Consider the following 23,876-nt stretch of genomic DNA (forward strand, 5'->3'; position numbering starts at 1 on the left):
GGCGCGTCGCGACGCGCCGTGACGCGCCCCGGTTCGCAACATGTGGTAGTCGGCGATATACGCTCCGTGATGTGTGGGAGCCGGTGGGTCCGCTGCCTGCGGCCGTCTATTGGCGGCGGCGCTGGGTCGCGATCGGCTCGGCGACCGCCCTGATCGTGGCGCTCACCTGGGGGATCGGGGCCATGGTCGGTGACGACGACGATCCCGAGACCCGACTCGCCAGCCGTGCCGCCGTGTCCGCTCCCCAGGAGGCCTCCCCGCCCCCGGCCGCGCCGCCGTTCGCCGCGCTGCCTTCCGGATCTCCGCCCTTCGCAACGCGGCCGCCCGCCGTGCTGCGGCCGGGGGCGGCGGGGTCCACGCCTCCGACCCCGGACCCGCTCGCCGCGGAGCAGTCGGCGACCGAACAGCCGGCGACGGAGGAGCTCGTGCCGGAGCCACCGACGCCGACTGCTCCCCCCGAGCCGGTGCCCTGCACGAACGAGATGATCGCCGTCAGGGCCGAGGCGCCCGCCCAGCACCGGGTCGGCGAGCGCGCGCTGCTGCGGCTGGTGGTCGTCAACACCTCCGACCGGCCGTGCATCCGCGACCTCGACCCGGAGCGCCAGGAGATCGTCGTGTGGAGCGCGGACGGCGTGGACCGGCTGTGGTCGAGCAACGACTGCTCGTCGGCGAGAGGGGCCGACCCGCGCACGCTCGAACCCGGTGAGCCCCTCACGTTCTCCGTGCGGTGGGTGGGCCGCACCTCGGCCCCGGGCTGCCCCGTGCAGCGCCAGGTGGTGCCGGCGGGGGAGTACCGCCTGCTGTCGCGGGTGGACGACGTGATCAGCCCGCCCACCCAGTTCATCCGCAACCCCTGAGCCGGGAGCGGGAAGCGTGGGCTACCGGATCGCGTCGAGCACCACGCCCACGTCGCGCACCTCGGTCAGCCGCATGCCCTCGGGCGCCTTGCCGCTGTCGGGCGGCACGAGCGCGTGGGTGAAGCCGAGCCGGGCCGCCTCGGCCAGCCTGCGCTCGATGCCCGTGACCCGCCGCACCTCGCCGGCGAGGCCGAGCTCGCCGAGCACGACGACGTCGGGCGGGAGGGCGACGTCCCGGCGCGCCGACGTGATCGCGAGCGCGAGGGCGAGGTCGGCCGCGGGCTCGACCACGCGCATGCCGCCGACGGTGGCCGCGTAGACCTCGGCGTCGTGCAGCCGCACGCCCGCCCGCTTCTCCAGGACGGCGAGCAGCATCGCCACGCGGGCGCTGTCGAGCCCGCTGACCGCGCGGCGAGGGCTGGGGATGTCCTTGCCCGTGACGAGGGCCTGCAGCTCGGCGGGGAGCGGGCGGCGGCCGTCCATGACGACGGTGACGGCGGTGCCGGGCACCGGCGGGCCGCCGAACCGGGCCAGGAAGAGCCCGGACGGGTCCGGCATGCCGACGATGCCGGCGTCGCGCATCTCGAAGCAGCCGACCTCGTCGGCGGGCCCGAAGCGGTTCTTGACGCCGCGCACCATCCGCAGCGTCGAGTGCTTGTCGCCCTCGAACGCCAGCACGACGTCGACGACGTGCTCCAGCACGCGCGGGCCCGCGATGCCGCCGTCCTTCGTGACATGTCCCACGAGGAGCACCGGCAGCGCCCGCTCCTTGGCGAGCGCGGTGAGGGCCACGGTGACCGCGCGGGTCTGGGTGACGCCGCCCGGGGCGCCCTCGGCCTCGGCGGTGGACATCGTCTGCACGGAGTCGACGATCAGCAGGTCGGGGCGCAGCTCGTCGATGTGGCCGACGATCGCGCCGAGGTCGGACTCGGCGGCGAGGTAGAGCTCGTCGTGCACCGCTCCGGTGCGTTCGGCGCGCAGCCGCACCTGGCCCGCGGACTCCTCGCCGGTGACGTACAGCACGCGGCCCGACCGCGCCGCCTGGGCGGCGACCTCGAGCAGGAGCGTCGACTTGCCGACGCCCGGCTCCCCGGCCAGCAGGACGACCGCGCCGGGTACCAGCCCGCCGCCCAGCACGCGGTCCAGTTCGGACACCCCGGTCGGCCGGGCCCGGGCGGAGTCGAGCGCGACGTCGGCGATCCGGCGGGCCGGGGCGCTCGGCGCGCCCGCGACCACGCGCTGGCGCGGCCGGGCGGCTGCGACCGGTCCGGTCTCCTCGAGCGTGCCCCACGCCTGGCAGCCCGGGCAGCGCCCGACCCACTGCGCCGCCTGGTGCCCGCACTCGGCGCAGCGGTAGCTGCTGCGCGTCCGGGTGGGCACCTAGTGCGCCGCCTCCGCGCGGAGGGTGTCGGGGCTCTCGACCGGGACGTCGACGCGCACCTCGCCCGCGCGCTCGAACGTGAGGACCAGCGGGTAGGTCAGGCCCGGCTGCACGTCCTCGCGGAGTCCGGTGAGCACGATGTGGCCGACGCCGCTCTCCTCGGTGGGCGGCTGCTCGACGGCGGCGGCCGGGTCGCCGGCGGCGGGCTGCTCGGCCGGGGCGGCCCCGGCTGCGGGGGCCTCGGCGGCGGGGGCCCCGGCGGCGGGTGCCTCCGTGGGCTCTGCCGTCGGCTCCGCGGTGGGCACGGCGCCCGGGCCGGCGGGCGCGCCCTCGGCGGGCGCCGCCGCGGCCACGGCCTCGGCCGGCGCGCCCTCGATGCGCAGGGACTGCCCGCCCGGGATGCGCAGGACGCCGCTGACCTGAACCGACGTGGCGACCGGGCTGCTGGCGGCCACCAGGCGGTCGACCTGGGCACCCGAGTTCGCGATGACCATCTGCAGCGGCGCGTTGCCGCCGGCCGGGTAGACGACGGCGCCGTGGGCGGGCTCGTCGAACTCGATCATGGCGTTGCGCACCGCGATCGGACCCGCGGTCGCGTTGGCCCCTTCGACGGCGGCGACCTGGCGGGCCGTCTGCGTGATCTGCCCCGCACCGCAGCCCGTGATCGCGACGGCCGCGATCAGGGCGCCGATGACGAGTCGTGCTCGGTTGCGGCGGGGGTCGCTCACTGGTGTGACGTCCTTCCTCGTGGCCGGGCACCGCGCCGAGCGGGGGCCGGCGCCGCGACGGGTGCGGACACCGGGTGTGCCCGCGGTGATCGCTGGGGGTCGCCGGGGCGACCACCCTGAAGCCTAACGCCACACCCAGCGGTGCTGGTCGCGGCTCCCTCGCTCGCTCCGCTGCACGCGCACCTGCACGTTTCTCCCCCTTTGTCAATCCCCTGACCTGCGATGACGGTGCACACCGGGGAGCGAAGCCCGGTTCGGGCGTGTTAACCTGGAGATAGCGAAAGGGGCAGAGGACACATGGTTTTCAAGGTCGGAGAGACCGTCGTCTACCCGCACCACGGTGCCGCTCTCATCGAGGCCATCGAGACTCGGACGATCAAGGGCGAGGAGCGCAAGTACCTCGTCCTGAAGGTCGCGCAGGGTGATCTCACGGTGCGTGTTCCCGCCGAGAACGCCGAGGTCGTCGGCGTCCGCGACGTGGTGGGCCAGGAAGGTCTGGATCGGGTGTTCGAGGTGCTCCGCGCCCCGCACACCGAGGAGCCGACCAACTGGTCGCGCCGGTACAAGGCCAACCTCGAGAAGCTCGCCTCGGGGGATGTGAACAAGGTCGCCGAGGTCGTTCGCGACCTGTGGCGGCGGGAGAAGGACCGCGGCCTGTCCGCGGGCGAGAAGCGCATGCTGGCGAAGGCGCGGCAGATCCTCGTGAGCGAGCTGGCGCTCGCCGAGGGCACCGATGAGGAGCGGGCCGAGGTCCTGCTCGACGAGGTGCTGGCCACGGCCACCGCCTGAACGCGGTAGACCTGCCTCTCTCCGACGGCCATCCGATGCACGTCGTCGCGGTGGTCGTGGCGGGGTCCGCTCGCGCGCTGACAGCCGTCGCCGACGTGCCGATGGTGCTGCGCGCTGTGCGCACGCTGCTGGCCGGGGCACCTGCCCAGCGGGTCGTCGTGATCGCGCCGGACGACCTGCGCCCGGATGTCGAACGCGTGTGCGCGGGCGTGCCCGTCGAGGTGCGGTCGCTCGCGGCGCTGCACGACTTCTGGGCACACACCGTGCAACGACCGGCCGGCACGGGAAGTGACGATCGAGTCACATCTGGTGATGACGTGGTCGTGCTGCTGCACGACGCCTGCCGGCCGCTCGCACCCGCCGAGCTCGTGACGGCCGTCCTCGGGGCGGTTCGGGACGGCCCCGGCGTCGCCGTCCCCGCCCTGCCCCTCACCGACACGGTGAAGTCGGTGGACGATCACGGCGCCGTCACCGGCACGCCGGACCGGGCGGCCCTGCGCGTCATGCAGACCCCGATCGCCGTACGCGGGCCCCTCCTCCCGGCGGATGCCTGGGCCGACCCCCTCGCGGCGGTGCGCCGGCACGCGGTGGCCGGCGGCGAGGTGCGGACCGTGGCGGGCCACCCCGCGGCGTTCGCCGTGAGCAGCGGGTGGGAGCTGGAGATCGCCGAGCTGATCGCGGACGGGAGGATCCGCCTGTGAGGGTCGGTATCGGCACGGACGTGCACCCGATCGCCCCCGGCCGCGAGTGCTGGATCGCCGGTCTGCGCTGGGAGGGCGTGGACGGGTGCGCGGGCCACTCCGACGGCGACGTCGCCGCGCACGCGCTGTGCGACGCGCTGCTGTCCGCGGCGGGCCTCGGCGACGTCGGGGCGGTGTTCGGCACATCTCGCCCGGAGTGGGCGGGGGCGAGCGGGCTCACCCTGCTCGCGGAGGTGCGACGGCTCGTGAACGCCGAGGGTTGGCGCGTCGGCAACGCCGCGGTGCAGGTCATCGGCGACCGGCCGAAGATCGGCCCGCGCCGGGCGGAGGCCCAGCAGGTCCTCTCCGACGCGGTGGGCGGCCCCGTGGCGGTCTCCGGGACCACCACCGACGGCCTCGGGCTCACCGGACGGGGCGAGGGCCTGGCCGCGATCGCCACAGCCCTGCTGCTGCCCGCCGGCTGAGGCCGGTCAGCCCACGCGCTGCTGGATCTGCTCCGGCGTGAGGTTCTCGATGCGCTGGCTGATCAGCCACTGGTGGCCGAACGGGTCGCGCAGGCGCCCGGCGTACTGGCCGTAGCCGTGGTCGGCGAGCGGGAAGATCACCGTCGCCCCGGCGCCGAGCATGCGCTCGGCCACCGCGTCCGCGTCGGACACGTCGAGCGACATGATCACGGGGACGCCGTCGCCGGTCGGGGCGGGGTCCCCGTCGCCCGCGTCCTTGACGGCGAAGCGGGCGGGGCCGGCCTCGACCAGGGAGTGCACGACCCGGCCGTCCGGGCCGGTGAAGCGCTCGGTGACGGTGCCGCCGAGCGTGCTGGCGTAGAACTCGAGCGCGACGTCGGCGCCCTCGACGACGAGCCGCGGGTAGAGGGCCGTGATGTGACTCATGAGCCCATCGTGGGCGCCCCGGGAGCGCTCGTCGTGGAAGAAACGGAACACCAGGCGCGATGGACACCACACGGGCTCCGTACCCTGGGGTCGTGAGCCTTCGCCTGCACGACACCGCCACGAGGATGCAGCGGGACTTCGTCCCCCTGCGGGCCGGGGCTGCGTCGATGTACGTGTGTGGGGCCACCGTGCAGGGCCTGCCGCACATCGGGCACGTGCGCTCGAGCCTCAACTACGACGTGCTGCGGCGCTGGCTCACCCACAGCGGGCTGGACGTCGCGCTGGTCCGCAACGTCACCGACATCGACGACAAGATCCTGCGCAAGTCCGCGGAGGCGGGCCGCCCGTGGTGGGAGTGGGCCGCCACCCACGAGCGGGCGTTCTCGGCCGCCTACGACGCGCTGGGCTGCCTCCCGGCGTCGGTCGAGCCGCGCGCCACCGGGCACATCACGCAGATGATCGAGCTGATCGAGCGGCTCATCGAGCGCGGCCACGCCTACGCCGCGGGCGGCGACGTGTACTTCGCGGTGCGCTCGTTCCCGCACTACGGCGAGCTGTCGCACCAGAAGGTGGACGACGTCGCGCAGGGCGAGGGCGACGGCGGGGCGAAGCGCGACCCGCAGGACTTCACGCTCTGGAAGGCCGCGAAGCCGGGCGAGCCGTCGTGGCCCACCCCGTGGGGGCGGGGCCGGCCGGGCTGGCACCTGGAGTGCTCGGCCATGGCCACCTTCTACCTGGGCCCGGAGTTCGACATCCACGGCGGCGGGCTCGACCTGGTGTTCCCGCACCACGAGAACGAGCGCGCGCAGTCGATGGCGGCAGGCGACCCGTTCGCCCGGTACTGGCTGCACAACGCCTGGGTGACCATGGGCGGCGAGAAGATGTCCAAGTCGCTGGGCAACACGCTGTCGATCGAGGCGTTGCTGCAGCGCGTGCGGGGCGTCGAGCTGCGCTACTACCTGGTCGGGCCGCACTACCGCTCCGCCATCGAGTACTCCGACAACGCCCTGCAGGAGGCTGTGTCGGCCTACCGGCGCATCGAGTCGTTCGTGCACCGCGTGCGCGAGCGCGTGGGCACCCCGGAGCCGGGCGCCGTGGCGCCCGAGTTCGCGGCCGCGATGGACGACGACCTGGGCACCCCGGCCGCGCTCGCCGTCATCCACGGCGCCGTGCGGGAGGGCAACGCCGCGCTCGACAGCGGCGACCGGGCGGCCGCGCTGGCCGCGGCCGGCTCCGTGCGGGCGATGACCGGCCTGCTCGGGCTCGACCCGCTCGACCCGCACTGGGTGGAGGGCGACCGCGCGGCCGACGCCGCCACCCACGCGCTCACCGCGCTCGTGGAGGAGCTGCTGGCCCAGCGCCAGGAGGCGCGCGCCCGCCGCGACTTCGCGGCGGCCGACGAGGTGCGCAACCGGCTCACCGCCGCGGGCATCGCGGTGGAGGACTCCCCCGATGGCCCGACCTGGTCGCTGAAGGACGGATAGATGGCCGGCAACTCCAAACGCCGCGGAGCCACGCGCAAGGAAGGCACCAAGAAGGGCATGGTCGTCGGCTCCGGCGGCCAGCGGCGGCGTGGCCTGCGGGGCAAGGGTCCGACGCCGCCCGCGGAGATGCGGCCCGGCCATCCGGCGGCCCAGCGCGCGGCCCGCGCCGCGGCGGCGAAGGCCAAGCAGGCCGCACGCGCCCGGCGCCGTCCCGGCGACGGCGAGACCCCGGAGACCGTCGTCGGCCGCAACCCGGTCGTCGAGTGCCTGCGGGCCGGGGTGCCGGCCACCTCGCTGCACGTCGCGCTGGGCACGCACGCCGACGAGCGGGTGGCCGAGGCCGTCCAGCTCGCCGCCGACCGCGGCGTCTCGATCCTGGAGGTGCCCCGCACCGACCTCGATCGGATCACCGGCGGCGTGCTGCACCAGGGCCTCGCGTTGCAGGTGCCGCCGTACGAGTACGCCCACCCCGACGAGCTGCTCGAGGCGGCCGCCGAGTCCGTCGACCCGGGCCTGATCGTGGCGCTCGACGGCGTCACCGACCCGCGCAACCTGGGCGCCATCGTGCGCTCGGTCGGGGCGTTCGGTGGGCACGGCGTGGTCCTGCCGCAACGGCGGGCCGCCGGCATGACGGCCGTCGCGTGGCGCACCTCGGCGGGCACCGCTGCCCGCGTCCCGGTGGCCCGCGCCACCAACCTCACCCGCACGCTGCGCGAGTTCGCCACGGCCGGCTACATGATCGCGGGCCTGGACGCCGAGGGTTCGGTGTCGCTCGACGAGTTCGAGCTCGCCACCGACCCGCTCGTGCTCGTGGTCGGCTCGGAGGGCAAGGGCCTGTCCCGCCTGGTCCGGGAGACCTGCGACGTCACGGTCGCGATCCCGCTCGCCGGGCAGGTCGAGTCGCTCAACGCCTCGGTGGCGGCCGGCGTGGTGCTGGCCGAGGTGGCCCGCCAGCGCCGGGCGCGCCGCCTCTGAGTCAGGCCGCGACCGGGCGGCGGCGCCTGCTGCCGATCGCCCGGCAGGCGACGTAGATCAGGAAGGCGATGAGGGCCACGTAGCCCGAGACGGGCTGGCCGGGCGCGAGCGAGAGCACGATCCCGCCGAGCAGCGCGGTCTCGGCGAACGCGACGGCCAGCACCGTGGCGAGCAGCGGGTTCGCGGTCACCCGCGCGGCCGCCGCCCCCGGTGTGATCATCACCGTGAGCACGAGGATCGCCCCGACGATCGGCACCACGAGCGCCGTGGTGAGCCCGACCAGCACGGCGAACACGATCGACAGCGCCCGGACCGGGACGCCCCGGGCGAGGGCGACGTCGGGGTCGGTGCTGGCGAACAACAGCGGCCGGTACAGCACGGCGAGGGTGGCCGCGACCAGCACCGTGACGACCCCGAGCACGGTGACGTCGGCCGTGTCGACCGCGACCGGCGAGCCGTAGAGCAGGCCGAACTTGTTCGAGGCCCGCCCGTCGTAGAGCGAGAGCAGGAGCACGCCGAGGCCGAGCCCGAACGCGAGCACCACCCCGATCACCGCGTCGCGCTCGCGCTGGCGCAGCCCGAGCACCCCGAACACCACGGACGCGACGATCGCGCCCGCGACCGCGCCGTACTGCACGCCGATGCCGGCCAGCAGCGCGGCGGCCCCGCCGGTGAACGACAGCTCCGCGGTGCCGTGCACGGCGAACGACATGCCCCGGGAGACGATCAGCGGCGCGAGCACGCCCGCGATCAGCCCGAGCACCGCGCACGCGAGCAGCGCGGCCTGCACGAAGGGCACCGCGAGCAGCTCGCCGAGGCCTTCGAAGGAGAACAGCTCGCCGAGGAGGTCGCTCATGCCGACTCCTCGTGGCAGTGCTCACCGTGGTCCTCGGCGCCGACGACGACCAGCCGGCCGCGCACGCGCAGGACGTCCACGTGCGTGCCGTACAGCTCGGAGAGCACCTCGGAGGTCATGACCTCCTCCGGCGGGCCGATCCGGAAGCGGCCGCCGACGAGGTAGAGCACGCGGTCGACGTACGGGAGCACGGGGTTGATCTCGTGGGTCACGAACAGCACCGCCGTGCCCGCGGCGCGGCGGCGCTCGTCGATGAGCCGGGTGACCGTGCGCTGGTGGGACAGGTCGAGCGAGAGCAGCGGCTCGTCGCACAGCAGCACGTCCGGCCCGCCGACGAGGGCCTGCGCCACCCGCAGCCGCTGCTGCTCGCCCCCGGAGAGCCGCCCGACGGGCGCGTCGGCGTATGCGGTGCCGCCGACCGCGGCGAGGGCGGCCTCGACGCGCTCGCGGCGCTCCCGCCTGCCGCGGAACCCGATGCCGAACCGGTGGCCGTCGAGCCCCAGCCCGACGAGGTCGCGGCCGCGCAGCGGCAGGTCGGGGTCGAGGGCCTTCTGCTGGGGGACGTAGCCGATGCTGGGGCTGCCGCGGCGCGGCGGCCTGCCGGCGATCCGCACCTCGCCCGCGGTGAGCGGGACCAGCCCGAGCAGCACGCGCACGAGCGTGGTCTTGCCGGACCCGTTGGGGCCGAGGACCGTGACGAATTCGCCCGGGGCGACGTCGAGGTCGAGCCCGTCCCACAGGGTGCGGTCGCCGAAGCTGACCTTCGCGCCGCGCAGCGACACCGCGGGCGCGGCGACGGGCAGCGCCGAGACGTCCGCGGGCGTGGTGGGAGGGGCGGTCACGGGCATCAGCTCCCCGACGACGCTGCGCCGAGGGCGCCGGCCAGGGCGTCGATCTGCGCGCCCATCCACGTGGTGTAGTCCGTGACGCCCTCGGGGAGGGTCTCGGTCATCTCGACGACGGGCACCCCTGCAGTCTGCGCCGCCTCCCGCACCTGGTCGGTACTGGGGGTCTCGGTCTGGGCGTTGACGACGAGCGCGCGCACCGCCTGGCCGGAGAACAGGGCGAGCGTCTCCTGGAGCACGGCGATCGGCGGGTCGCTGTCCTCCTCGATCGCCTCCGTGAACTCGTGCGGCGTGACGTCGGTGAGCCCGGCCGCCTCCACGAGGTAGCCCGGCACCGGCTCGGTGACGGCGACGCGGGCGCCCGGGTGCGCCCGGCCGATGGCCTCGGCCCTGCCGATCAGCTCGGCCACCCGCTGGTTGAACGCCGCCGCGTTGGCCGTGTACCGGGCGGCGCCGTCGGGGTCGGCGGCGGCGAGGTCGGTGGCGATCTGCGTGGCGACCTTCTGCACGGTGGGCAGGCTGTACCAGAGGTGCTCGTTGAACGCGCCGTGCTCGTGCCCGTCGTGCCCGGGCTCGCCCGCCGCGTGCTCCTCCTCCGGGTGGCCGTCCTCGGCGGGGTCGAGGCCGGACAGGGCGGCGGCCTCGACCACCGCGGGCCCGGTCCCCGACGACTCGACGAGCTGGGTGAGGAATTCGTCGTACCCGCCGCCGTTGACCACGACGAGGCGCGCCTTGGCGACCGCCGCGGCGTCCGCGGGGGTGCTCTCGTACGAGTGCGGGTCGGCGGAGGGGTCGTCGATCAGCGACTCGACGCTGACCCGGTCGCCGCCGACGGCCTCGACGATGCTGCCGTAGACGTTCGTGGAGGCGACGACCGGCAGCGCCGCGTCGTCGGCGGGTGTGTCGGCGGGGGCCTGGGCGCCGGAGCCGCAGCCCGCGACGGTGAGCACGGCGAGCACGCTGACGGCTGCGCGGCGGAACGGCATGGCGGATGCTCTCCCGGGTCTGGATCAAAGTGATAACCGTTGTCATTCACTGTAGCCGGTCGGGTGACGCCGGGACGGAGGGCCATCTCACACGACTTCCCCGCCGAGTGTCTGAACCGTTACGGTTCGACGATGGCCGGGCCTCCCAACGTCCGCCGTCCCGCGACTCTCGCCTCGCTGGCAGCCGAACTCGGCGTGTCGCGGACGACGGTCTCGAACGCCTACAACCGTCCTGACCAGCTGTCTGCGCCCTTGCGCGCTCGCGTGCTCGAGGCGGCGAGACGCCTCGGCTACCCAGGGCCCGACCCGGTCGCGCGCTCCCTGCGCACCCGCAAGGCGGGAGCGGTCGGGTTGCTGCTCACCGAGGCGCTCTCCTACGCGTTCCGCGACCCCGCCGCCACCGGGTTCCTCGAGGGCCTCGCGCTCGCGTGCGAGCAGGCGGGCCAAGGGCTGCTGCTGGTCCCCGTCAGCCCCGACCACGCCGACGTCACGGCGGTGCACCAGGCGGGCGTCGACGGGTTCGTCGTGTACTCGGTGCGGGAGGACGACCCGCACTTCCTCGCCGTGCTCGAGCGGCCGGTCCCCACGGTGGTGTGCGACCAGCCGATGAACGTGGAGGGCGTCGACCGGGTCGGCGTCGACGACCGGTCGGGGATGCTCGCGCTCACGCGGCACCTCACCGGGCTCGGGCACCGCCGGTTCGGGGTGTTGTGCATGCGGCTCGCGGCCGGGCACAACGACGGCCCGGCCAGCGCCGAGCGGCAGGCGAACGCGACCTACCCGGTGCAGCGCAACCGGCTCGCCGGCATCAGGGACGGGCTCGCCGAGGTGGGCGTGGACTGGGCGGACGTGCCCGTCCACGAGCGCTTCGACCACAGCGTGGATGCCGGGCAGGACGCGGCGGCCGAGCTGCTCGCCGCCCACCCGGACGTCACCGCCCTGGTCTGCACGTCCGACATCCTCGCCCTCGGCGCGCTGCGGCATGCCGCCGAGCGCGACCTCGCCGTCCCCGACCAACTCACGATCACCGGGTTCGACGGCGTGCCCGAGGCCGAGCGCGCAGGGCTCACCACGGTGCGCCAGCCCGTGCGCGAGAAGGGGCGGGTGGCCGGGGAGCTGCTGCTCGAGCGCGGCGACCGCAACCGGCCGCGCCAGATCACGCTGCCCACCGAGCTGGTGGTCGGCACCACGAGCGGCCGCCCCCGCGTGGAGGAACGCTTCTTCTCCGGCTGGTGAGCGCCCGATTCCGGCGAACGGCGCGTTCGTCGGACGGGTTCCGACGGACGCGCCGCTCGTCGGATCGCGGGTGGGCTCCCGGATCCGGCGGGCCCGCGGTTCACGGAGGGCGCAGCCGGGCGGTCACCGCACGGGCCACCTCGGTGATGTCCGCGTCCGTCTTGAGCGGCACGGCACCCTCGAGGATCAGGGTCGCGAGGCCGTGCACCAGCGACCACGCGGCGAGCGCGGTCGTGTCGGCGTCGCGCGTGCTGCCCGCCTCGAACCGCTCGACGCCGGAGCGCAGCTCGGTGCGTGCCCGCTCCATCGCGGCCTCGAGCTCGGGGTCGTCGGCGCGGGTGAGCCCGGGCGCCCGCATCACGGCGAAGTGCGCGGGGTGCGACGTGGCGAACACGACGTAGGCGACGCCGAGGTCGGCGAAGTCGCCCCCGCTCGCGGCCGCCTCGCGCAGCGCGTCGGCCAGCAGCGACCACCCCTCGGCGGCGATCGCGGTGAGCAGCGCGGTCTTGTCGCGGAAGTGGTGGGTCGGTGCGGCGTGCGACACGCCCGCCCGCCGCGCGACCTCGCGCAGGCTCACCGCGGCGGGTCCCTGCTCTCCGATGGCCTCGAGCGCGGTGTCCAGCAGGGCGCGACGCAGGTCACCGTGGTGGTAGGGCATCCGCCCACCCTACCCGAGGTCTTGCCATTGACAAGATGGTCGATCGCGGGCATCTTGTCAGTGACAAGACCGATGAGGAGTCGCCCGTGCCCGCCCTGCCCTGGATCCCCGTCTCCGACGCCCCGCCGACGAGCGAGGTCGTCGTGATGGCCTCCCGCTTCCGCGTGCGCGGCTTCCGCCACGTCCTGCCGTTCTTCGTCGACTCCATGCGTGTGCTGGCGCAGATGCGCAAGGCCGAGGGTGCGGTCGGCGTCTCGCTGGTCGCCCACCCCCTGCGCCGGGAGTTCGCCACCCTGAGCGCCTGGCGGGACCGGGCGGCGCTGGACGCGGCCGTGCGCGGCGAGCCGCACCGGTCGGTGATGCGCCGGCAGCGGGCGGCGATGGCGGAGTCGGCCTTCCGGTTCTGGACGGCGCCCGCGGGGTCGCTGCCCCTGGGCTGGGAGGAGGCAGACCGCCGGCTGGCCGCCGCCGACCGCACGTGATCAGCTCGTGAACCGGCGCTTGCGGGCCTCGACCAGCTGCCGCAGCAGCGCGGTGACGTCGGGCGGCGCGTCCACCCGGTGCTCGGCGGCGGTGTCGCCGGGGCCGACCTTGACCCCGACGTCGCCGGGGCGCAGGCGGGCGAACGCGGTCTCGTCGGTGACGTCGTCGCCGGCGAACAGCACGGCGTCGGCGGCCTCGCGCTCGCGCAGCAGCTCGAGGGCGGCGCCCTTGTCCATCCGCGCGACGGACAGGTCGAGCACGGCCTTGCCCGGGGTGCTCTCGACGCCCTCCCACGTGGCCGGCCCGGCCCGCACGGCGTCGAGCACGCGGGCGCCGACCTCGGGCGGCGCGTTGCGGACGTGCACGGCGACGCCCGTCGGCTTGGCCTCGAGGGCGACCCCCGGCTCCCCGTCGACGAGCTCGCGCAACCCGGCGGTCAGGCGCTCGAGGCGCCGGCGCTGCTCGTCGTCGAGCGGGGAGGAGCCGTCGTCGAGCTCGCTGCCGTGGCTGCCGATGAGCCGGACCGGGTCGCCGAAGCCGGAGACGGCGGCGAGGTCGGCCCGCCCGCGGCCCGAGAGCAGCGCCACCGTGGTGTCGGGCAGGGACGCCAGCTCGTCGATGGCGGCCGCGCTCTCCGGGAGCGGCCGGGCGTCCGACGGGACCGGCACGATCGGGGCGAGCACCCCGTCGAAGTCGAGGGCGACGAGAAGGCGGGGCACCCGGGCGAGCGCCTCGACGGCCGCCTGCAGGTCGGTCACCGCCCCTCCCCGTCGGACGGCGGGAGGCCCAGCGCGTCGAGGAACGTGCGCGCCCAGCGGTCGACGTCGTGGGTGAGCACCTGCCTGCGCAGCGCCCGCATCCGCCTGCGGCCCTCCTCCGACGGCATGGTGAGCGCGTGGTAGAGCGCGTTCTTGACGCCGTCCGTGTCGTGCGGGTTGACCAGCAGCGCGTCCTTGAGCTCCAGCGCGGCGCCCGCGAACTCCGACAGCACCAGGGCGCCCCCGCCGTCGTGGCGGCACGCGACGTACTCCTTCGCGACGAGGTTCATCCCGTCGCGCAGCGGCGTGACGAGCATGACGTCGGCCGCGACGAAGAACGCGACCAGCTCCTCGCGGGGCAGCGACTGGTGCAGGTAGTGCACCGCGGGGTGCCCGACGCGGGCGTACTCGCCGTTGATGCGGCCGACCGCCTGCTCGATGTCGGCCCGCATCTTCTGGTAGTGCTCGACCCGTTCCCGGCTCGGCGTGGCGAGCTGGATCATCACCGTGTCCTCGGCGCTGACCCGGCCCTCTTCGAGCAGCTCCTCGAAGGCGCGCAGCCGGACGTCGATGCCCTTGGTGTAGTCGAGCCGGTCCACACCGAGCACGATCCGCTCCGGGTCGCCCAGCTCGGAGCGGATCTGCTTGGCGCGCTCGAGCACCTCGGGGGTGCGCGACAGCCGGTCGAGGTTGCCCGAGTCGATCGAGATGGGGAACGCGCCGAGCTTGACCGTGCGCCCTTCGAAGACGACCTCGGTGCGCCCGTGCCCCGGCGTGGCGCCGGCCAGCCGCGTGGCGAGCCAGCGGAAGTTGCGGGCGCCGCCGGGGGTGTGGAAGCCGACGAGGTCGGCGCCGAGCAGGCCCTCCACGATGCGCCTGCGCCACGGGAGCTGCATGAACAGCTCGGTGGGCGGGAAGGGGATGTGCAGGAAGAACCCGATCCGCAGGTCGGGTCGCAGCTCGCGCAGCGCCGCCGGCAGCAGCTGGAGCTGGTAGTCCTGGACCCAGACCGTGGCGCCCTCCGCGGCGACCTCCGCTGTGACCTCGGCGAACCGCTGGTTGACCCGGACGTAGGTCTGCCACCAGTGGCGGTGGAACGCGGGCGGGGCGACCACATCGTGGTAGAGGGGCCACAGCGTGGCGTTGGAGAAGCCCTCGTAGTACTCCTCGACGTCCTTCGCGGACAGGCGCACGGGGTGCAGGTAGAGCCCGTCCTCGACGAGCGGTTCGACGTCGACGTCGGGGAGGCCCGGCCAGCCCACCCATGCGCCGTCCCGGCTGCGGAGCATCGGTTCGAGCGCGGTGACCAGGCCACCCGGGCTGCGCTTCCAGCGTTGTGACCCGTCGGGCAGTTTCTCCAGATCGACGGGCAGCCGGTTGGCCACGACCACGAAATCGGCGGACTGCTCGGTGCCTGACGGCATGTTCCTCCTCGTGCGATCAGCGCGTACGAGCCTACTGCCGGTCGGGCTCGGGTGGCGCCGATTCGGACGCGGAGGAAGGAGTCGGGCGGCGCGGGCGGGCCACGAAGTCACCGAGCGCGACGCCCGCGGCGAGCGCGAGGCCGATGCCGAGCGCGACCGTGACGGTGACCAGCCCGTCGGCGAGCCCTTCGACGGCGAGCTGGTAGAAGCCGCGGTAGGCGGTGAACCCCGGCAGCAGCGGGGTGATGCCCGCGAGCGTGACGACGAGCGGCGAGATGCCGCCGCCGCGCCGCAGCAGGCCGGTGGCGATGCCGATGATGATCGCCGCGGCCCCGGTGGCCGCCACCGGGCCGACCGCGAAGACCTGGGTGAGCGTCCCGTACGTGCCCCACCCGGCCGCGCCGGCGAGACCCGCGGCGAGCAGCGGCCGCCAGCGCGCGTAGCCGGCGAGCGAGAACGAGGCCGCGGCCAGCGCCGCCGCGAGGACGGACAGACCGAACCGCCCCGCGCTCCTGGGCAGCTCGCCGGCCACCTCGAGCACGACCCCGAACTCGAAACCGATCTTCAGCGCCAGCACGACGCCGGTGAGCAGGCCCGCGGAGAGCAGCCCGATCTCCATCATCCGGCCCGCGGCCGTGACGTAGTAGCTGGAGATCGCGTCCTGGACGGTGCTCACGACCGACAGCCCCGACAGCAGCACCGTGATGCTCGCCGCGACCACCAGCGAGGGCCGGGTGCCCGGCGGGATGAACCCCGCCGCGAAGAGGATCAACGTCGCGCCGGTGCCGACCAGCCCGCCGACCACCTGCCGGAAGAACGCGGGCAGCCCCCACCGGTTGAGCAGCCGGCCCAGCCGGTCGATGAGCCCCGTGACGAGGAACGCGGCCAGCGCGGTGATCGGTGCGGCGCCGAGGAGCAGCGCGACCGACCCCGCGAGCCCCGCCCACCCGGCCGTCGCGACCCACCGCGGGTACGGGTGCGGGGCGCTGACGGCGTCGGAGAGCGCGGCCGACGCCGACTCGACGTCCAGCTCGGCCCGCTCCACCCGCTCGACGATCTTCGAGACCTCCTCGAGCCGCGTGAGGTCGAGCGATCGGTAGCGGACCAGCCGCATCGACGTCACCGGGGCGGCCGCCATGCCCCGGTGGCAGCACATCGTGATCGAGCTGAACGTGATGTCCACGTCGACCGCGGAGAGCCCGGCGGACGAGGCCAGCCGCAGCATCGTCTGCGTCGTCTCGTCCACGCTCTCGCCGCTGGAGAGAAGCACTTCGCCCACGCGCATGCACAGGTCGAGCACCTGCTGCACGCGGGCGTCGTCCGGCACGCTCGGACCGAGCGGCCGCATCAGCTGCATCGTCGGTGGGCCGGCGTGCAGCAGGCCGTGCGCCTCGCGCCTGAGCGCGCTGCGGACCCGACGGGTGAACCGTTCGCCAGGCGTCATCGGGGGAACCCGCCCCCGGTGGTGGCGATCGACTGCGGCATGTCGCCCAGGGTAGGTGTGACCGGGGATCTCGCGACTAGGATGGCGCGGTACCGGCCGGTGTAGCTCAGTGGTAGAGCAACCGCCTTGTAAGCGGTAGGTCGTCGGTTCGATCCCGACCTCCGGCTCCGCGTCCTGACCAGCGGAAGGCATTCCGCTCGGACGCCCTCACCCCTCGACGGCCCCGACGGTGACCACCGGTCGCCGGCGGGGCTTTCGTGCGTCTGCGACTCGCCCCGATCCCATCGAGTCGGGTGACTCGAGCGGCGGCGTGCCCCGCGGCGCGACGGCCGCCTCGATCGGAAGGGACGGAGTGCCGAAGATGGCCGAGCACACCGCAGTGCGACACACGGATCGAGCGCCGCGAGGGCGTCGTGCGTGACCTCCCCGCCGGCCACGACGGCCGGCGCTGGGTGGCGAACGCCGCGACGCTCGTCTGGGGCGACGAGGAGGCCGTGCTCGTCGACACCTTCCCGACGACCGACCGGAACGAGCGCCTGATCGACTGGATCCGCGACCACGGCCGCCGACTGGTCGCCGTGTACATCACCCACGGCCACGGCGCCCACGCACCCGGTCGCTACACCATTCGCGACGCCACGGAGTGAACGGCCCGAACCACCGCCTGCGCGGCCGCCGAACGCGATTCCGCGGTGGCGACCTCGAGCGACCCGCTCACGGCCGGATCGCGGACGGGGAGCCAGCGCACGCCGGCCGGGACGGAGTCCGCCGCGAGCCCCGGGACCCGGGTGATGCCCAGGCCGGCGGCGACCAGCCCGAACCGGGTGGGCCAGTTCCGCACCGCGTAGCCGATCCGAGGCCGGTCGAGCCCCGGCCACGGCCCGAACTGCGGCTCGCCCGCCGGTCCGGTCCCCACGATCCAGGTCTCGTCGGCCAGATCGGCGACGGTGGCGAACTCCCGGTCGGCCAGCCTGTGGCCGACCGCAACGGCGATGCCGGGGCCGCGCGGGATCACCACGACCTCGTGGCGCAGTCCGACCAGGTCCCGCTCCGGCACCACATCCCCCGTGGCCAGCAACGCGACCTCGATCCGACCCGCCCGCAGCCGGCGGAGCTGGACCGGGCTCGCCGCCTCCTGCAACTCCACCTGGAGATCGGGGTGCCGCTGCCCGAGCAGCGCGATCGCGCGCGGCAGCAGCACCGCGGCGGCGGTGGGGAAACCGGCGACCACCATGCGCCCGGCGAGCCGGTCTCGGACGCCGGAGACCTCCTCCAACGCACCGTCGACCTCGCCGAGGATCCGTGCCGCCCGCCGGACCAGGACCTCTCCCGCCGCCGTCGGTCGCACCCCACGGGGGAGGCGCTCGAACAGGGCGGTACCGGCCGCGTGCTCCATGGCCGCGACCTGACGGGACACCGCGGACTGCGTGTAGCCCAAGGAGATCGCTGCCGCGCTGAACGAACCCTGCCCCGCGACCTCGTGCACGACGCGGAACCCGGCGAGCGTCATCTCGGCCATGTCCGCAACGTATGCGGTTTGCTCATGGCATGCTTGCAAAAGCATCGCTTGTCGCACACCTCGGCCCGGCGCAGCCTGAGGGCATGACGGAGCGCAACAGCACGAAGGTCTGGTTCGTCACCGGCGCGTCGCGGGGCTTCGGCCGCCTCTGGACCGAGGCGATCCTCCAGCGCGGCGACCTGGTCGCCGCCACTGCGCGAGATCCGCACTCCCTCGACGACCTCGTCGCGACCCACGGCGAGGCGCTGCTCCCGCTCCAGCTCGAGGTGACCGATCGGAACGCGGTGTTCGACGCGCTTCGCCGGGCCGCCGACCGGTTCGGCCGGCTGGACATCGTGCTCAACAACGCGGGCTACGGGCACTTCGGCGCCGTCGAGGAGCTCGCCGAGGCCGAGATCCGCGACCAGATGGAGACCAACTTCTTCGGCGCGCTCTGGGCCCTGCAGGCCGCGTTGCCGATCATGCGCGAGCAGGGCGGCGGGCACCTGGTGAACGTCACGAGCGAGGGCGGCGTCCGGGCCTACGCCGGCATCGGCGCCTACCACGCGTCGAAGTGGGCGCTGGAAGGGCTGAGCGAGTCGCTGGCCAAGGAGGTGCGCGACCTGGGTATCCGGGTGACGAACATCGAGCCCGGCCCGTACCGCACGGGTTGGCTGGAGGTCGGCTCCCGGCAGAGCAAGCCCATCGCCGCCTACGACCGGCTCCGGGAGGATGTCGACACCTTCGAGGTCGGGGATCCGGTGGCCACGGTGCCCGCGCTGTTCGCCGTCGTCGACGCCGAGGAGCCGCCGCTGCGGGTCTTCTTCGGCAAGCCCTTCGAGGCGGTGCGTGCAGAGCACATGGCGCGGATCGCCGAGTGGGAGCGCTGGCAGGACGTCGCGCTGTCGGCGTTCGAGCCGGAGGCCGCGGTTCGCTGACGGAGGAGACCCCGAGACGGCGGGCACGGCTCAGGTGGTCTTCACCGACGCGAACCGGATCGCTCAGCGGACGCGAGCGGAGAGCTCGCGGAGGGCCTCGGTGTAGGTCCGGGCCTGCTCGAAGTGCACCAGGTGGCCGGACGCGACCTGGACGAGCCGGGTGTCGGGCGGCAGGAGCGCGAGGGCGCGCTGGACGTCGGCGGAGTCCATGGCCGCCCGCAGGGTCCCGGAGTCGTCGTAGGCGGTCCCGTCGCGCGATTCGAAGTAGTTGGTGTGCAACAAGGTGGTCGGCACGCGGACGGACCGGAGCGCCGCCTCGGTGTCGAAGCCGGCGTACCACCGTCCGCCGTCGCGCACCCAGGCGGCGCCGAACGCGGGGTCGTAGCGCACGAGGCCGTGGAAGAACACGGTGACCTCACCTGGCAGGTAGAACGGCTGGACCGGCTCGCCGGGGCGCTCGCGAGCCCGCCGGAGGGCGTCGCGGGCGATCGGCCCGGCGAGCGGGCCGAAGAACTCGAAGTAGTCGCCGTGCCGCAGGAAGTACTGCTGGAAGTCCCCGTCCGGCGCACCGGCCGCGAGGTACCGGTCGGCGAGCACGAGCATGCCGCCGCCGACGGTGCTCGTCAGCCGGGGCATCTGCGAGGAGAACAGCGGCGGGTCCTCGAGGAACAGCCCGGTGACCAGCTCGGGGTGCGCAGCAGCGATGTGCAGCGCCAGCAGGCCGCCGGAGGAGTGGCCGGACACGATCGCAGGCGACCCGACGACCTGGTCGACGAACCCGGCGAGCAGGTCGCCGACGACGACGTTCGAGTAGCGCTCCGGGGCGAGGCGGTCGGAGGCCCCGTGCCCCGGGACGTCGACGGCGAACACGTGGTGGTCCTCCGCCAGCTCCGGCAGGACGCGCATGTGGTCCTGCCACCGGCTGCCCTGACCGTGGATCAGCACGAGCGGTGGGCCGTTGTCCGGGCCTTCCGCATAGGCGATCCGCTGCCCGTCCACCGTGGCGTGCTTCTCGACGAACCCGCTCTCGGCGACGGCCTCCAGCCCTCGACGGAGCCAGGTGACGTTCTGGTGCACGTACCCGCCGGCGAGCACCCCGAGCAGGACGACCACGCCCCCGGCCACGAACGCCGTGGCGCGACCGACCCGCCGTCGCCGCCCGCGCGAGGACGGCATCCCGGTCCCCTCTTCCGTCATCGCCGCCCTTCTACCGCAGCGGGGGCGGCGGCGGGGCGAGCCGGGTGGTCGCTCCCCCGAAAGTGGGCGAACGACGTAGGCGCCTCAGGCGTCCAGCACGGTGACCGGCACCCGCTGCACCTCGTTGTTGACGAACCCGCTCACGTTCCACCGGGTCCGCAGGGGCTGGAGCCGGCCGGTCGCGTCGCGGGCGCGGACGCAGAGCTCGTGGTCGCCGGGCCGCGCGTCCCACACGGCGCTGAACCGCCGCCACGCCCACCGGCCGCTCGCCTCCGGCCCGAGCTGCGCCTCCTGCCAGGTGTCGCCGCCGTCAGCGCTGACCTCGACCCCGGTGATCGGCCCCCACCCCGACCACGCCCTGCCCCGCAGGGGCACCCGGCCCGGGTGGACGAACCGGTGGCGGGTCATGAAGTCGGGGAACCCGGGCGGCTGCAGCAGCGCCCGCGGCTCGATGCGGGTGACCGGCTCGCCCGGCTCCTCCCCCTGCCGCACGCGGACCCGGTAGTTCACCCGGTTCTGGTACCCGGTGAACGGCTCGGTGATCACGTCGATCCTGGTCAGCCACTTGACGTGCGCCATGCCGTACCAGCCGGGGACCACCAGGCGGGCGGGGTACCCGTGCTGGGGCGGCAGCGGGGCGCTGTTCATCTCGTACGCGATGAGCACGTCCTCGGCCAGCGCGTCGACCAGCGGCAGGCCGCGCTGGTAGTCCTGCTCCACGCCGCGTTCGACGCCGTGGTCGGCGCCGGTGAACACGACGTCCCGCGCCGCGTCGGACAGCCCCGCGGAATGCAGCAGCGGCGCGAGCGGGGTGCCGGTCCACTCCGCGGTGCCCACGGCCTCCACGAGCCACGGCTGGCTCTCCGGGCGCGGGTCGAGGCGGGCGCGGCCGTTCCCGGCGCACTCGAGCGTGACGCGGACGCTGCGGCGGGGCAGCCGGGTGAGGTCGGCGAGGTCGAGCGTGACCGGCCGCGCGAGGGCCCCGCCGATCTCCAGGCGCCACGCCGCGGGATCGATGCGCGGGATGTCGAAGTGGGTGAGGACGTAGTGCAGCCCCGGCGGGGTCAGCTCCTCGCACAGCATCTCCAGCGGGAGCCCGTGGTTGCGGGCCGCGAGCTGCAGCTCCTCGCGCGTGACCGCGGCCCCGGGCTCCAGGAGCCGCGAGGGCCTGCTGCGGGCCGCGAACGCGGCTTCGGACGTGGACGTCATGGGCCCGCCCCTCTCACCGGCCGGTGGCGAGGGCTTTATCCCATCGCGCTGCGACCCGGTCAACCGCGGGTCGGCCTCCGGACCGGCCGTCCTGGCCCACGTCGCCGCCCACGCGGGAGCCGACGTCACCGCGGGAGCAGGTGCTCGACCGCGACCCCGTGCCGTTCCGCCAGCCGCCGGGCGATCAGCGAGCGGTGGCAGGCCTCGGGGTCGCGTTCGACGCAGAGCAGCGCCGCGGTCCCGCTGCTCGGCAGGGCCGCGGCGAGCGGCGCGAGGTCGGCGCGGTCGAGGATCTCGGTGGTGTAGCGGCGGGTGTACGCGACGGCGAGCGCCCGGCGTGAGCGCTTGCCGACCCCGAGGCGGGCGTCCTCGGCGTACTGGAGCTTGCGCAGCTCGGTGGTCGGGGCGAGCTCGCGGTGGTGCGCGTAGGCGATCCCGGCCCGGGCGAGCGCCGCCTGCAGCCGCCGGGAGTTCGCCCAGGCGTACTCGGGACCGCGGACGCCCCGGCGTTGGCGCACGTCGACCAGCAGGCGGACGTCCGCCCGGCGCAGGCGGTCGAGGAAGGACTCGGCGTCGAACCCGTAGACGCCGATCGTCACCAGGTGGGGCACCGCGATCACGCGACGGCGGTGCCGTCGATCTCGACCAGCAGCCCCGGGACCGCCAGCCGGGTCACCCCGAGCAGGGTGGTGGCCGGGGCGACCCCCGCGGCGCCCAGCCGCCCGGCCAGCACGCCGTAATGCGTCAGCAGCAGGTCCACGTCGGTGGTGTGGACGCCGAGCCGGACGAGGTTCGCAAGCGTCATGCCGGCCCCGGTGAGCACCGCCTCCAGGTTGTCGAGGCTCAGCGCCAGCTGCGCGGCCATGTCGCCCTCGTGCCGGGGCGTGCCGTCGGGCCCCGTCGCGGTCTGCCCCGAGCAGTACAGGGTCCGCGTGTGCCCGCAGACGAGCTCCCCTTGGTGGAAGCCCATGGCCACCGACCACGTCACGGGGTTCACGGCCGTCCGCTCCATCGCCACATCGGCTCCTCGTCGATCGGGATTCGCTGTCGATCGGGAGCCTGTCGCGGAATCGCGACAACCTCCGTCGCATATCCGGATAGGGTTCGACGGGTGCGTGCCGACCGGCTGGTCTCGCTGGTCCTGCTGCTGCGCCGGCACGGCCGGATGACGGCGGGGCGGCTGGCGCGGGAGCTGGAGGTGTCCACCCGCACCGTGCTGCGCGACATCGAGGCGCTGTCCACGGCGGGCGTGCCGGTCTACTCCGAACGCGGGCGGCACGGCGGGTACGCGTTGCTCCCCGGCTTCCGCACCGAGCTCACCGGCCTGAACCACGACGAGGTGCTCGCGCTGATGATCGCCGGGTCCCGGCGCGGCGCGCAGGTGTTCGGGCTCGGCCCGGCGTTGTCGTCGGCGATGCTCAAGGTGGTCGACGCGCTGCCGAACAGCCGACGGGCGAGCGAGGCGGCCGGCCGGATCCTGGTCGAGCCGGAGACCGATCTGCTCGCGCGCCGGCTGGTCACCGACGAGATCCCCGACGACGTGCTGGCCGAGGTCCGGCGCGCGGTGTTCGCCGGGCACAAGCTGCGCATCCACTACGCGGCGGCCGACCAGGTGCCGTGGTGGCGCACGGTGGACCCGATCGGGCTGGTCACCGCGCGCGGCCTCGGCTATCTCCTCGCCACGCGGTCCGGCGCGGACCGCACCTACCGGCTGTCGCGGGTGCTGGCGGCCGAGGAGCTCGCCGAGCCGGCCGAGCGGCCGGACGACGTCGACCTGGAGCGGGCCTGGCGGGAGCGCAGCGCGCGGTTCCGCAGCGGCGGCGAGCAGATCGTCGTGCTGGCCCGGGTCGCCCCGGACCGCCGGGACGACCTCGTGCGCACCGCGGTCGCCGTCCGTTCCGAGGAGGCGGAGGCGGGCGGCCTGCTGCGGCTCGAGGTCGCGTTCCAGGACCACCGGCACGCGGAGTGGGCGGTGTGGCAGCTCGGCGCGGACGTCGAGGTGCTCGCGCCGGACCGGCTGCGCGCCGCCCTGCACGACCGCGCCGCCGCGATCGCGGCCCGGTACGCGGCCGCGCGCTGAGCCCGGCTCAGGCGTCCTCGGGGTCCGGGCGCCTGCGGGGCTGGCCGAGCTGGCGGAGGACGTCGTCGAGGTCGAAGCGGAACTGCCCGCCCGGGGTGACGGCGGTCGGGGTGATGCGGCCGGTGCGCACCCATTCCCGGACGGTCTCGGGATGCACCTGGAGATGGCGCGCGAGGTCCCTGGTGGTGATCAGGGGACGGCGAGCCACAGCTCGACGCTAGGTAGAGGTCCCCGTCCCTGGTAGTTGTTCCTGGTCATCGACTGGATTTATCCACGAGATACTGTGCAACACTGTTGAATGTTCGATACGCTCTCGAACATGGCGTTCTGGATGACCGAGGTGCCGGGGGGCGGGTTCGCGATGGGTGAGGCGCCGGACGAGGCGCAGGCGCGGGTGGAGATCGCGCGGTCGCAGGGGCGGGCGTCGGTGGTGTTCCACGAGCGGTCGGGCCGCTACCG

At 74.5% G+C, this 23,876-nt stretch carries 27 protein-coding genes and 1 tRNA gene; 12 read left to right on the plus strand and 16 right to left on the minus strand.

From position 1 onward, the window contains the following. Positions 1-71: 71 nt before the first annotated feature. A complete protein-coding gene (locus VKZ81_RS26070; protein ID WP_324244323.1) occupies positions 72-857 on the plus strand; it encodes a carbon starvation CstA 5TM domain-containing protein in 786 nt (261 codons plus the stop codon). Positions 858-878: 21 nt separating this feature from the next. Here VKZ81_RS26070 and radA read toward each other — a convergent pair whose 3' ends face one another. Together radA and VKZ81_RS26080 are read right to left on the minus strand one after the other, a co-directional pair. Further along, positions 879-2,237 (minus strand): DNA repair protein RadA, encoded by a 1,359-nt coding sequence (gene radA / locus VKZ81_RS26075; protein ID WP_324244324.1) that lies wholly within the window; start codon positions 2,235-2,237, stop codon positions 879-881. Further along, positions 2,238-2,966: a copper chaperone PCu(A)C domain-containing protein gene (locus tag VKZ81_RS26080; protein ID WP_324244325.1), complete on the minus strand. Its 729-nt coding sequence runs from the start codon at positions 2,964-2,966 to the stop codon at positions 2,238-2,240. Between the two features lie 297 nt (positions 2,967-3,263). Here VKZ81_RS26080 and VKZ81_RS26085 point away from each other — a divergent pair, with 297 nt between their 5' ends. From VKZ81_RS26085 to ispF, 3 genes are read left to right on the plus strand one after another with little or no spacing between them, the layout of a single operon-like run. Further along, positions 3,264-3,755 (plus strand): CarD family transcriptional regulator, encoded by a 492-nt coding sequence (locus VKZ81_RS26085; RefSeq protein ID WP_075953662.1) that lies wholly within the window; start codon positions 3,264-3,266, stop codon positions 3,753-3,755. 35 nt (positions 3,756-3,790) lie between these two features. After that, positions 3,791-4,456 carry an IspD/TarI family cytidylyltransferase gene (locus VKZ81_RS26090; RefSeq protein WP_324244326.1) on the plus strand — a complete coding sequence of 222 codons (666 nt, stop codon included), beginning with the start codon at positions 3,791-3,793 and terminating at the stop codon, positions 4,454-4,456. Then, positions 4,453-4,920, plus strand: coding sequence for a 2-C-methyl-D-erythritol 2,4-cyclodiphosphate synthase (gene ispF / locus VKZ81_RS26095; protein WP_324244327.1), 468 nt, complete (start codon positions 4,453-4,455; stop codon positions 4,918-4,920). Before VKZ81_RS26090 ends, ispF begins: the two co-directional genes overlap by 4 nt. 6 nt (positions 4,921-4,926) lie before the next feature. Here the strand turns inward: ispF and VKZ81_RS26100 are convergent, their stop codons facing one another. Next, positions 4,927-5,346: a VOC family protein gene (locus VKZ81_RS26100; RefSeq protein ID WP_324244328.1), complete on the minus strand. Its 420-nt coding sequence runs from the start codon at positions 5,344-5,346 to the stop codon at positions 4,927-4,929. Positions 5,347-5,438: 92 nt separating this feature from the next. Between VKZ81_RS26100 and cysS the strand changes: the two genes are divergently transcribed. Then, positions 5,439-6,830: a cysteine--tRNA ligase gene (gene cysS, locus VKZ81_RS26105; RefSeq protein WP_324244329.1), complete on the plus strand. Its 1,392-nt coding sequence runs from the start codon at positions 5,439-5,441 to the stop codon at positions 6,828-6,830. Continuing rightward, on the plus strand, positions 6,831-7,805 hold the full coding sequence (gene rlmB / locus VKZ81_RS26110; RefSeq protein WP_324244330.1) for a 23S rRNA (guanosine(2251)-2'-O)-methyltransferase RlmB: 975 nt from the start codon (positions 6,831-6,833) through the stop codon (positions 7,803-7,805). Position 7,806: 1 nt separating this feature from the next. Here the strand turns inward: rlmB and VKZ81_RS26115 are convergent, their stop codons facing one another. Genes VKZ81_RS26115 through VKZ81_RS26125 form a run of 3 tightly spaced genes read right to left on the minus strand, consistent with a single transcriptional unit; the run spans position 7,807 to position 10,492 of the window. After that, entirely contained in the window at positions 7,807-8,661 is an 855-nt protein-coding gene (locus VKZ81_RS26115; RefSeq protein ID WP_324244331.1) for a metal ABC transporter permease, read from the minus strand. Continuing rightward, positions 8,658-9,509, minus strand: a complete 852-nt coding sequence (locus tag VKZ81_RS26120; RefSeq protein ID WP_414709473.1) for a metal ABC transporter ATP-binding protein — start codon at positions 9,507-9,509, stop codon at positions 8,658-8,660. Before VKZ81_RS26120 ends, VKZ81_RS26115 begins: the two co-directional genes overlap by 4 nt. After that, on the minus strand, positions 9,509-10,492 hold the full coding sequence (locus VKZ81_RS26125) for a metal ABC transporter solute-binding protein, Zn/Mn family (RefSeq protein WP_324244333.1): 984 nt from the start codon (positions 10,490-10,492) through the stop codon (positions 9,509-9,511). The genes VKZ81_RS26120 and VKZ81_RS26125 overlap by 1 nt, the downstream gene beginning before the upstream one ends. A gap of 132 nt (positions 10,493-10,624) precedes the next feature. Between VKZ81_RS26125 and VKZ81_RS26130 the strand changes: the two genes are divergently transcribed. Beyond that, positions 10,625-11,728, plus strand: coding sequence for a LacI family DNA-binding transcriptional regulator (locus VKZ81_RS26130; protein WP_324244334.1), 1,104 nt, complete (start codon positions 10,625-10,627; stop codon positions 11,726-11,728). 100 nt (positions 11,729-11,828) lie between these two features. Here the strand turns inward: VKZ81_RS26130 and VKZ81_RS26135 are convergent, their stop codons facing one another. Then, a complete protein-coding gene (locus VKZ81_RS26135; RefSeq protein ID WP_324244335.1) occupies positions 11,829-12,386 on the minus strand; it encodes a TetR/AcrR family transcriptional regulator in 558 nt (185 codons plus the stop codon). Between the two features lie 86 nt (positions 12,387-12,472). Between VKZ81_RS26135 and VKZ81_RS26140 the strand changes: the two genes are divergently transcribed. After that, positions 12,473-12,868, plus strand: coding sequence for a DUF3291 domain-containing protein (locus VKZ81_RS26140; protein ID WP_324244336.1), 396 nt, complete (start codon positions 12,473-12,475; stop codon positions 12,866-12,868). Here the strand turns inward: VKZ81_RS26140 and otsB are convergent, their stop codons facing one another. The 3 genes from otsB to VKZ81_RS26155 are packed head-to-tail and all read right to left on the minus strand — an operon-like array spanning position 12,869 to position 16,495. Further along, positions 12,869-13,627, minus strand: coding sequence for a trehalose-phosphatase (gene otsB / locus VKZ81_RS26145; RefSeq protein WP_324244337.1), 759 nt, complete (start codon positions 13,625-13,627; stop codon positions 12,869-12,871). Then, the gene (locus VKZ81_RS26150) at positions 13,624-15,051 is read right to left on the minus strand and encodes an alpha,alpha-trehalose-phosphate synthase (UDP-forming) (RefSeq protein ID WP_324244338.1); all 1,428 of its coding nucleotides are present in this window, start codon (positions 15,049-15,051) and stop codon (positions 13,624-13,626) included. The genes otsB and VKZ81_RS26150 overlap by 4 nt, the downstream gene beginning before the upstream one ends. A 31-nt stretch (positions 15,052-15,082) precedes the next feature. Beyond that, positions 15,083-16,495, minus strand: a complete 1,413-nt coding sequence (locus tag VKZ81_RS26155) for a threonine/serine exporter family protein (protein ID WP_324244339.1) — start codon at positions 16,493-16,495, stop codon at positions 15,083-15,085. Positions 16,496-16,590: 95 nt separating this feature from the next. Here VKZ81_RS26155 and VKZ81_RS26160 point away from each other — a divergent pair. Together VKZ81_RS26160 and VKZ81_RS26165 are read left to right on the plus strand one after the other, a co-directional pair. Beyond that, positions 16,591-16,662, plus strand: a tRNA-Thr gene (locus tag VKZ81_RS26160). Positions 16,663-16,908: 246 nt separating this feature from the next. Next, on the plus strand, positions 16,909-17,142 hold the full coding sequence (locus tag VKZ81_RS26165; protein ID WP_324244340.1) for an MBL fold metallo-hydrolase: 234 nt from the start codon (positions 16,909-16,911) through the stop codon (positions 17,140-17,142). Here VKZ81_RS26165 and VKZ81_RS26170 read toward each other — a convergent pair. Continuing rightward, entirely contained in the window at positions 17,115-18,014 is a 900-nt protein-coding gene (locus tag VKZ81_RS26170; RefSeq protein ID WP_324244341.1) for a LysR family transcriptional regulator, read from the minus strand. The two genes, VKZ81_RS26165 and VKZ81_RS26170, sit on opposite strands and share 28 nt — an antisense overlap. Before the next feature lie 83 nt (positions 18,015-18,097). Between VKZ81_RS26170 and VKZ81_RS26175 the strand changes: the two genes are divergently transcribed. Further along, complete coding sequence (locus tag VKZ81_RS26175; RefSeq protein WP_324244342.1) at positions 18,098-18,931, plus strand: SDR family NAD(P)-dependent oxidoreductase; 834 nt, start codon at positions 18,098-18,100, stop codon at positions 18,929-18,931. Between the two features lie 63 nt (positions 18,932-18,994). On the opposite strand, the gene VKZ81_RS26180 is transcribed toward VKZ81_RS26175, so the two are convergent. From VKZ81_RS26180 to VKZ81_RS26195, 4 genes are all read right to left on the minus strand, one after another. Next, positions 18,995-20,128, minus strand: coding sequence for an alpha/beta fold hydrolase (locus VKZ81_RS26180; RefSeq protein ID WP_324244343.1), 1,134 nt, complete (start codon positions 20,126-20,128; stop codon positions 18,995-18,997). Between the two features lie 84 nt (positions 20,129-20,212). Continuing rightward, entirely contained in the window at positions 20,213-21,337 is a 1,125-nt protein-coding gene (locus tag VKZ81_RS26185) for a sulfite oxidase (protein WP_324244344.1), read from the minus strand. Positions 21,338-21,462: 125 nt separating this feature from the next. Beyond that, the gene (locus VKZ81_RS26190) at positions 21,463-21,957 is read right to left on the minus strand and encodes a DUF488 domain-containing protein (protein WP_324244345.1); all 495 of its coding nucleotides are present in this window, start codon (positions 21,955-21,957) and stop codon (positions 21,463-21,465) included. Next, entirely contained in the window at positions 21,954-22,349 is a 396-nt protein-coding gene (locus tag VKZ81_RS26195; RefSeq protein WP_324244346.1) for a RidA family protein, read from the minus strand. Before VKZ81_RS26195 ends, VKZ81_RS26190 begins: the two co-directional genes overlap by 4 nt. 99 nt (positions 22,350-22,448) lie before the next feature. On the opposite strand from VKZ81_RS26195, the gene VKZ81_RS26200 reads away from it, so the two are divergent. Then, a complete protein-coding gene (locus VKZ81_RS26200) occupies positions 22,449-23,417 on the plus strand; it encodes a helix-turn-helix transcriptional regulator (RefSeq protein WP_324244347.1) in 969 nt (322 codons plus the stop codon). A gap of 7 nt (positions 23,418-23,424) precedes the next feature. Here VKZ81_RS26200 and VKZ81_RS26205 read toward each other — a convergent pair whose 3' ends face one another. After that, positions 23,425-23,625, minus strand: a complete 201-nt coding sequence (locus VKZ81_RS26205) for a helix-turn-helix domain-containing protein (RefSeq protein ID WP_324244348.1) — start codon at positions 23,623-23,625, stop codon at positions 23,425-23,427. Positions 23,626-23,876: the final 251 nt, after the last annotated feature.

This window comes from Pseudonocardia sp. (assembly GCF_035305885.1).
In the GTDB taxonomy this organism is placed as follows: domain Bacteria; phylum Actinomycetota; class Actinomycetes; order Mycobacteriales; family Pseudonocardiaceae; genus Pseudonocardia.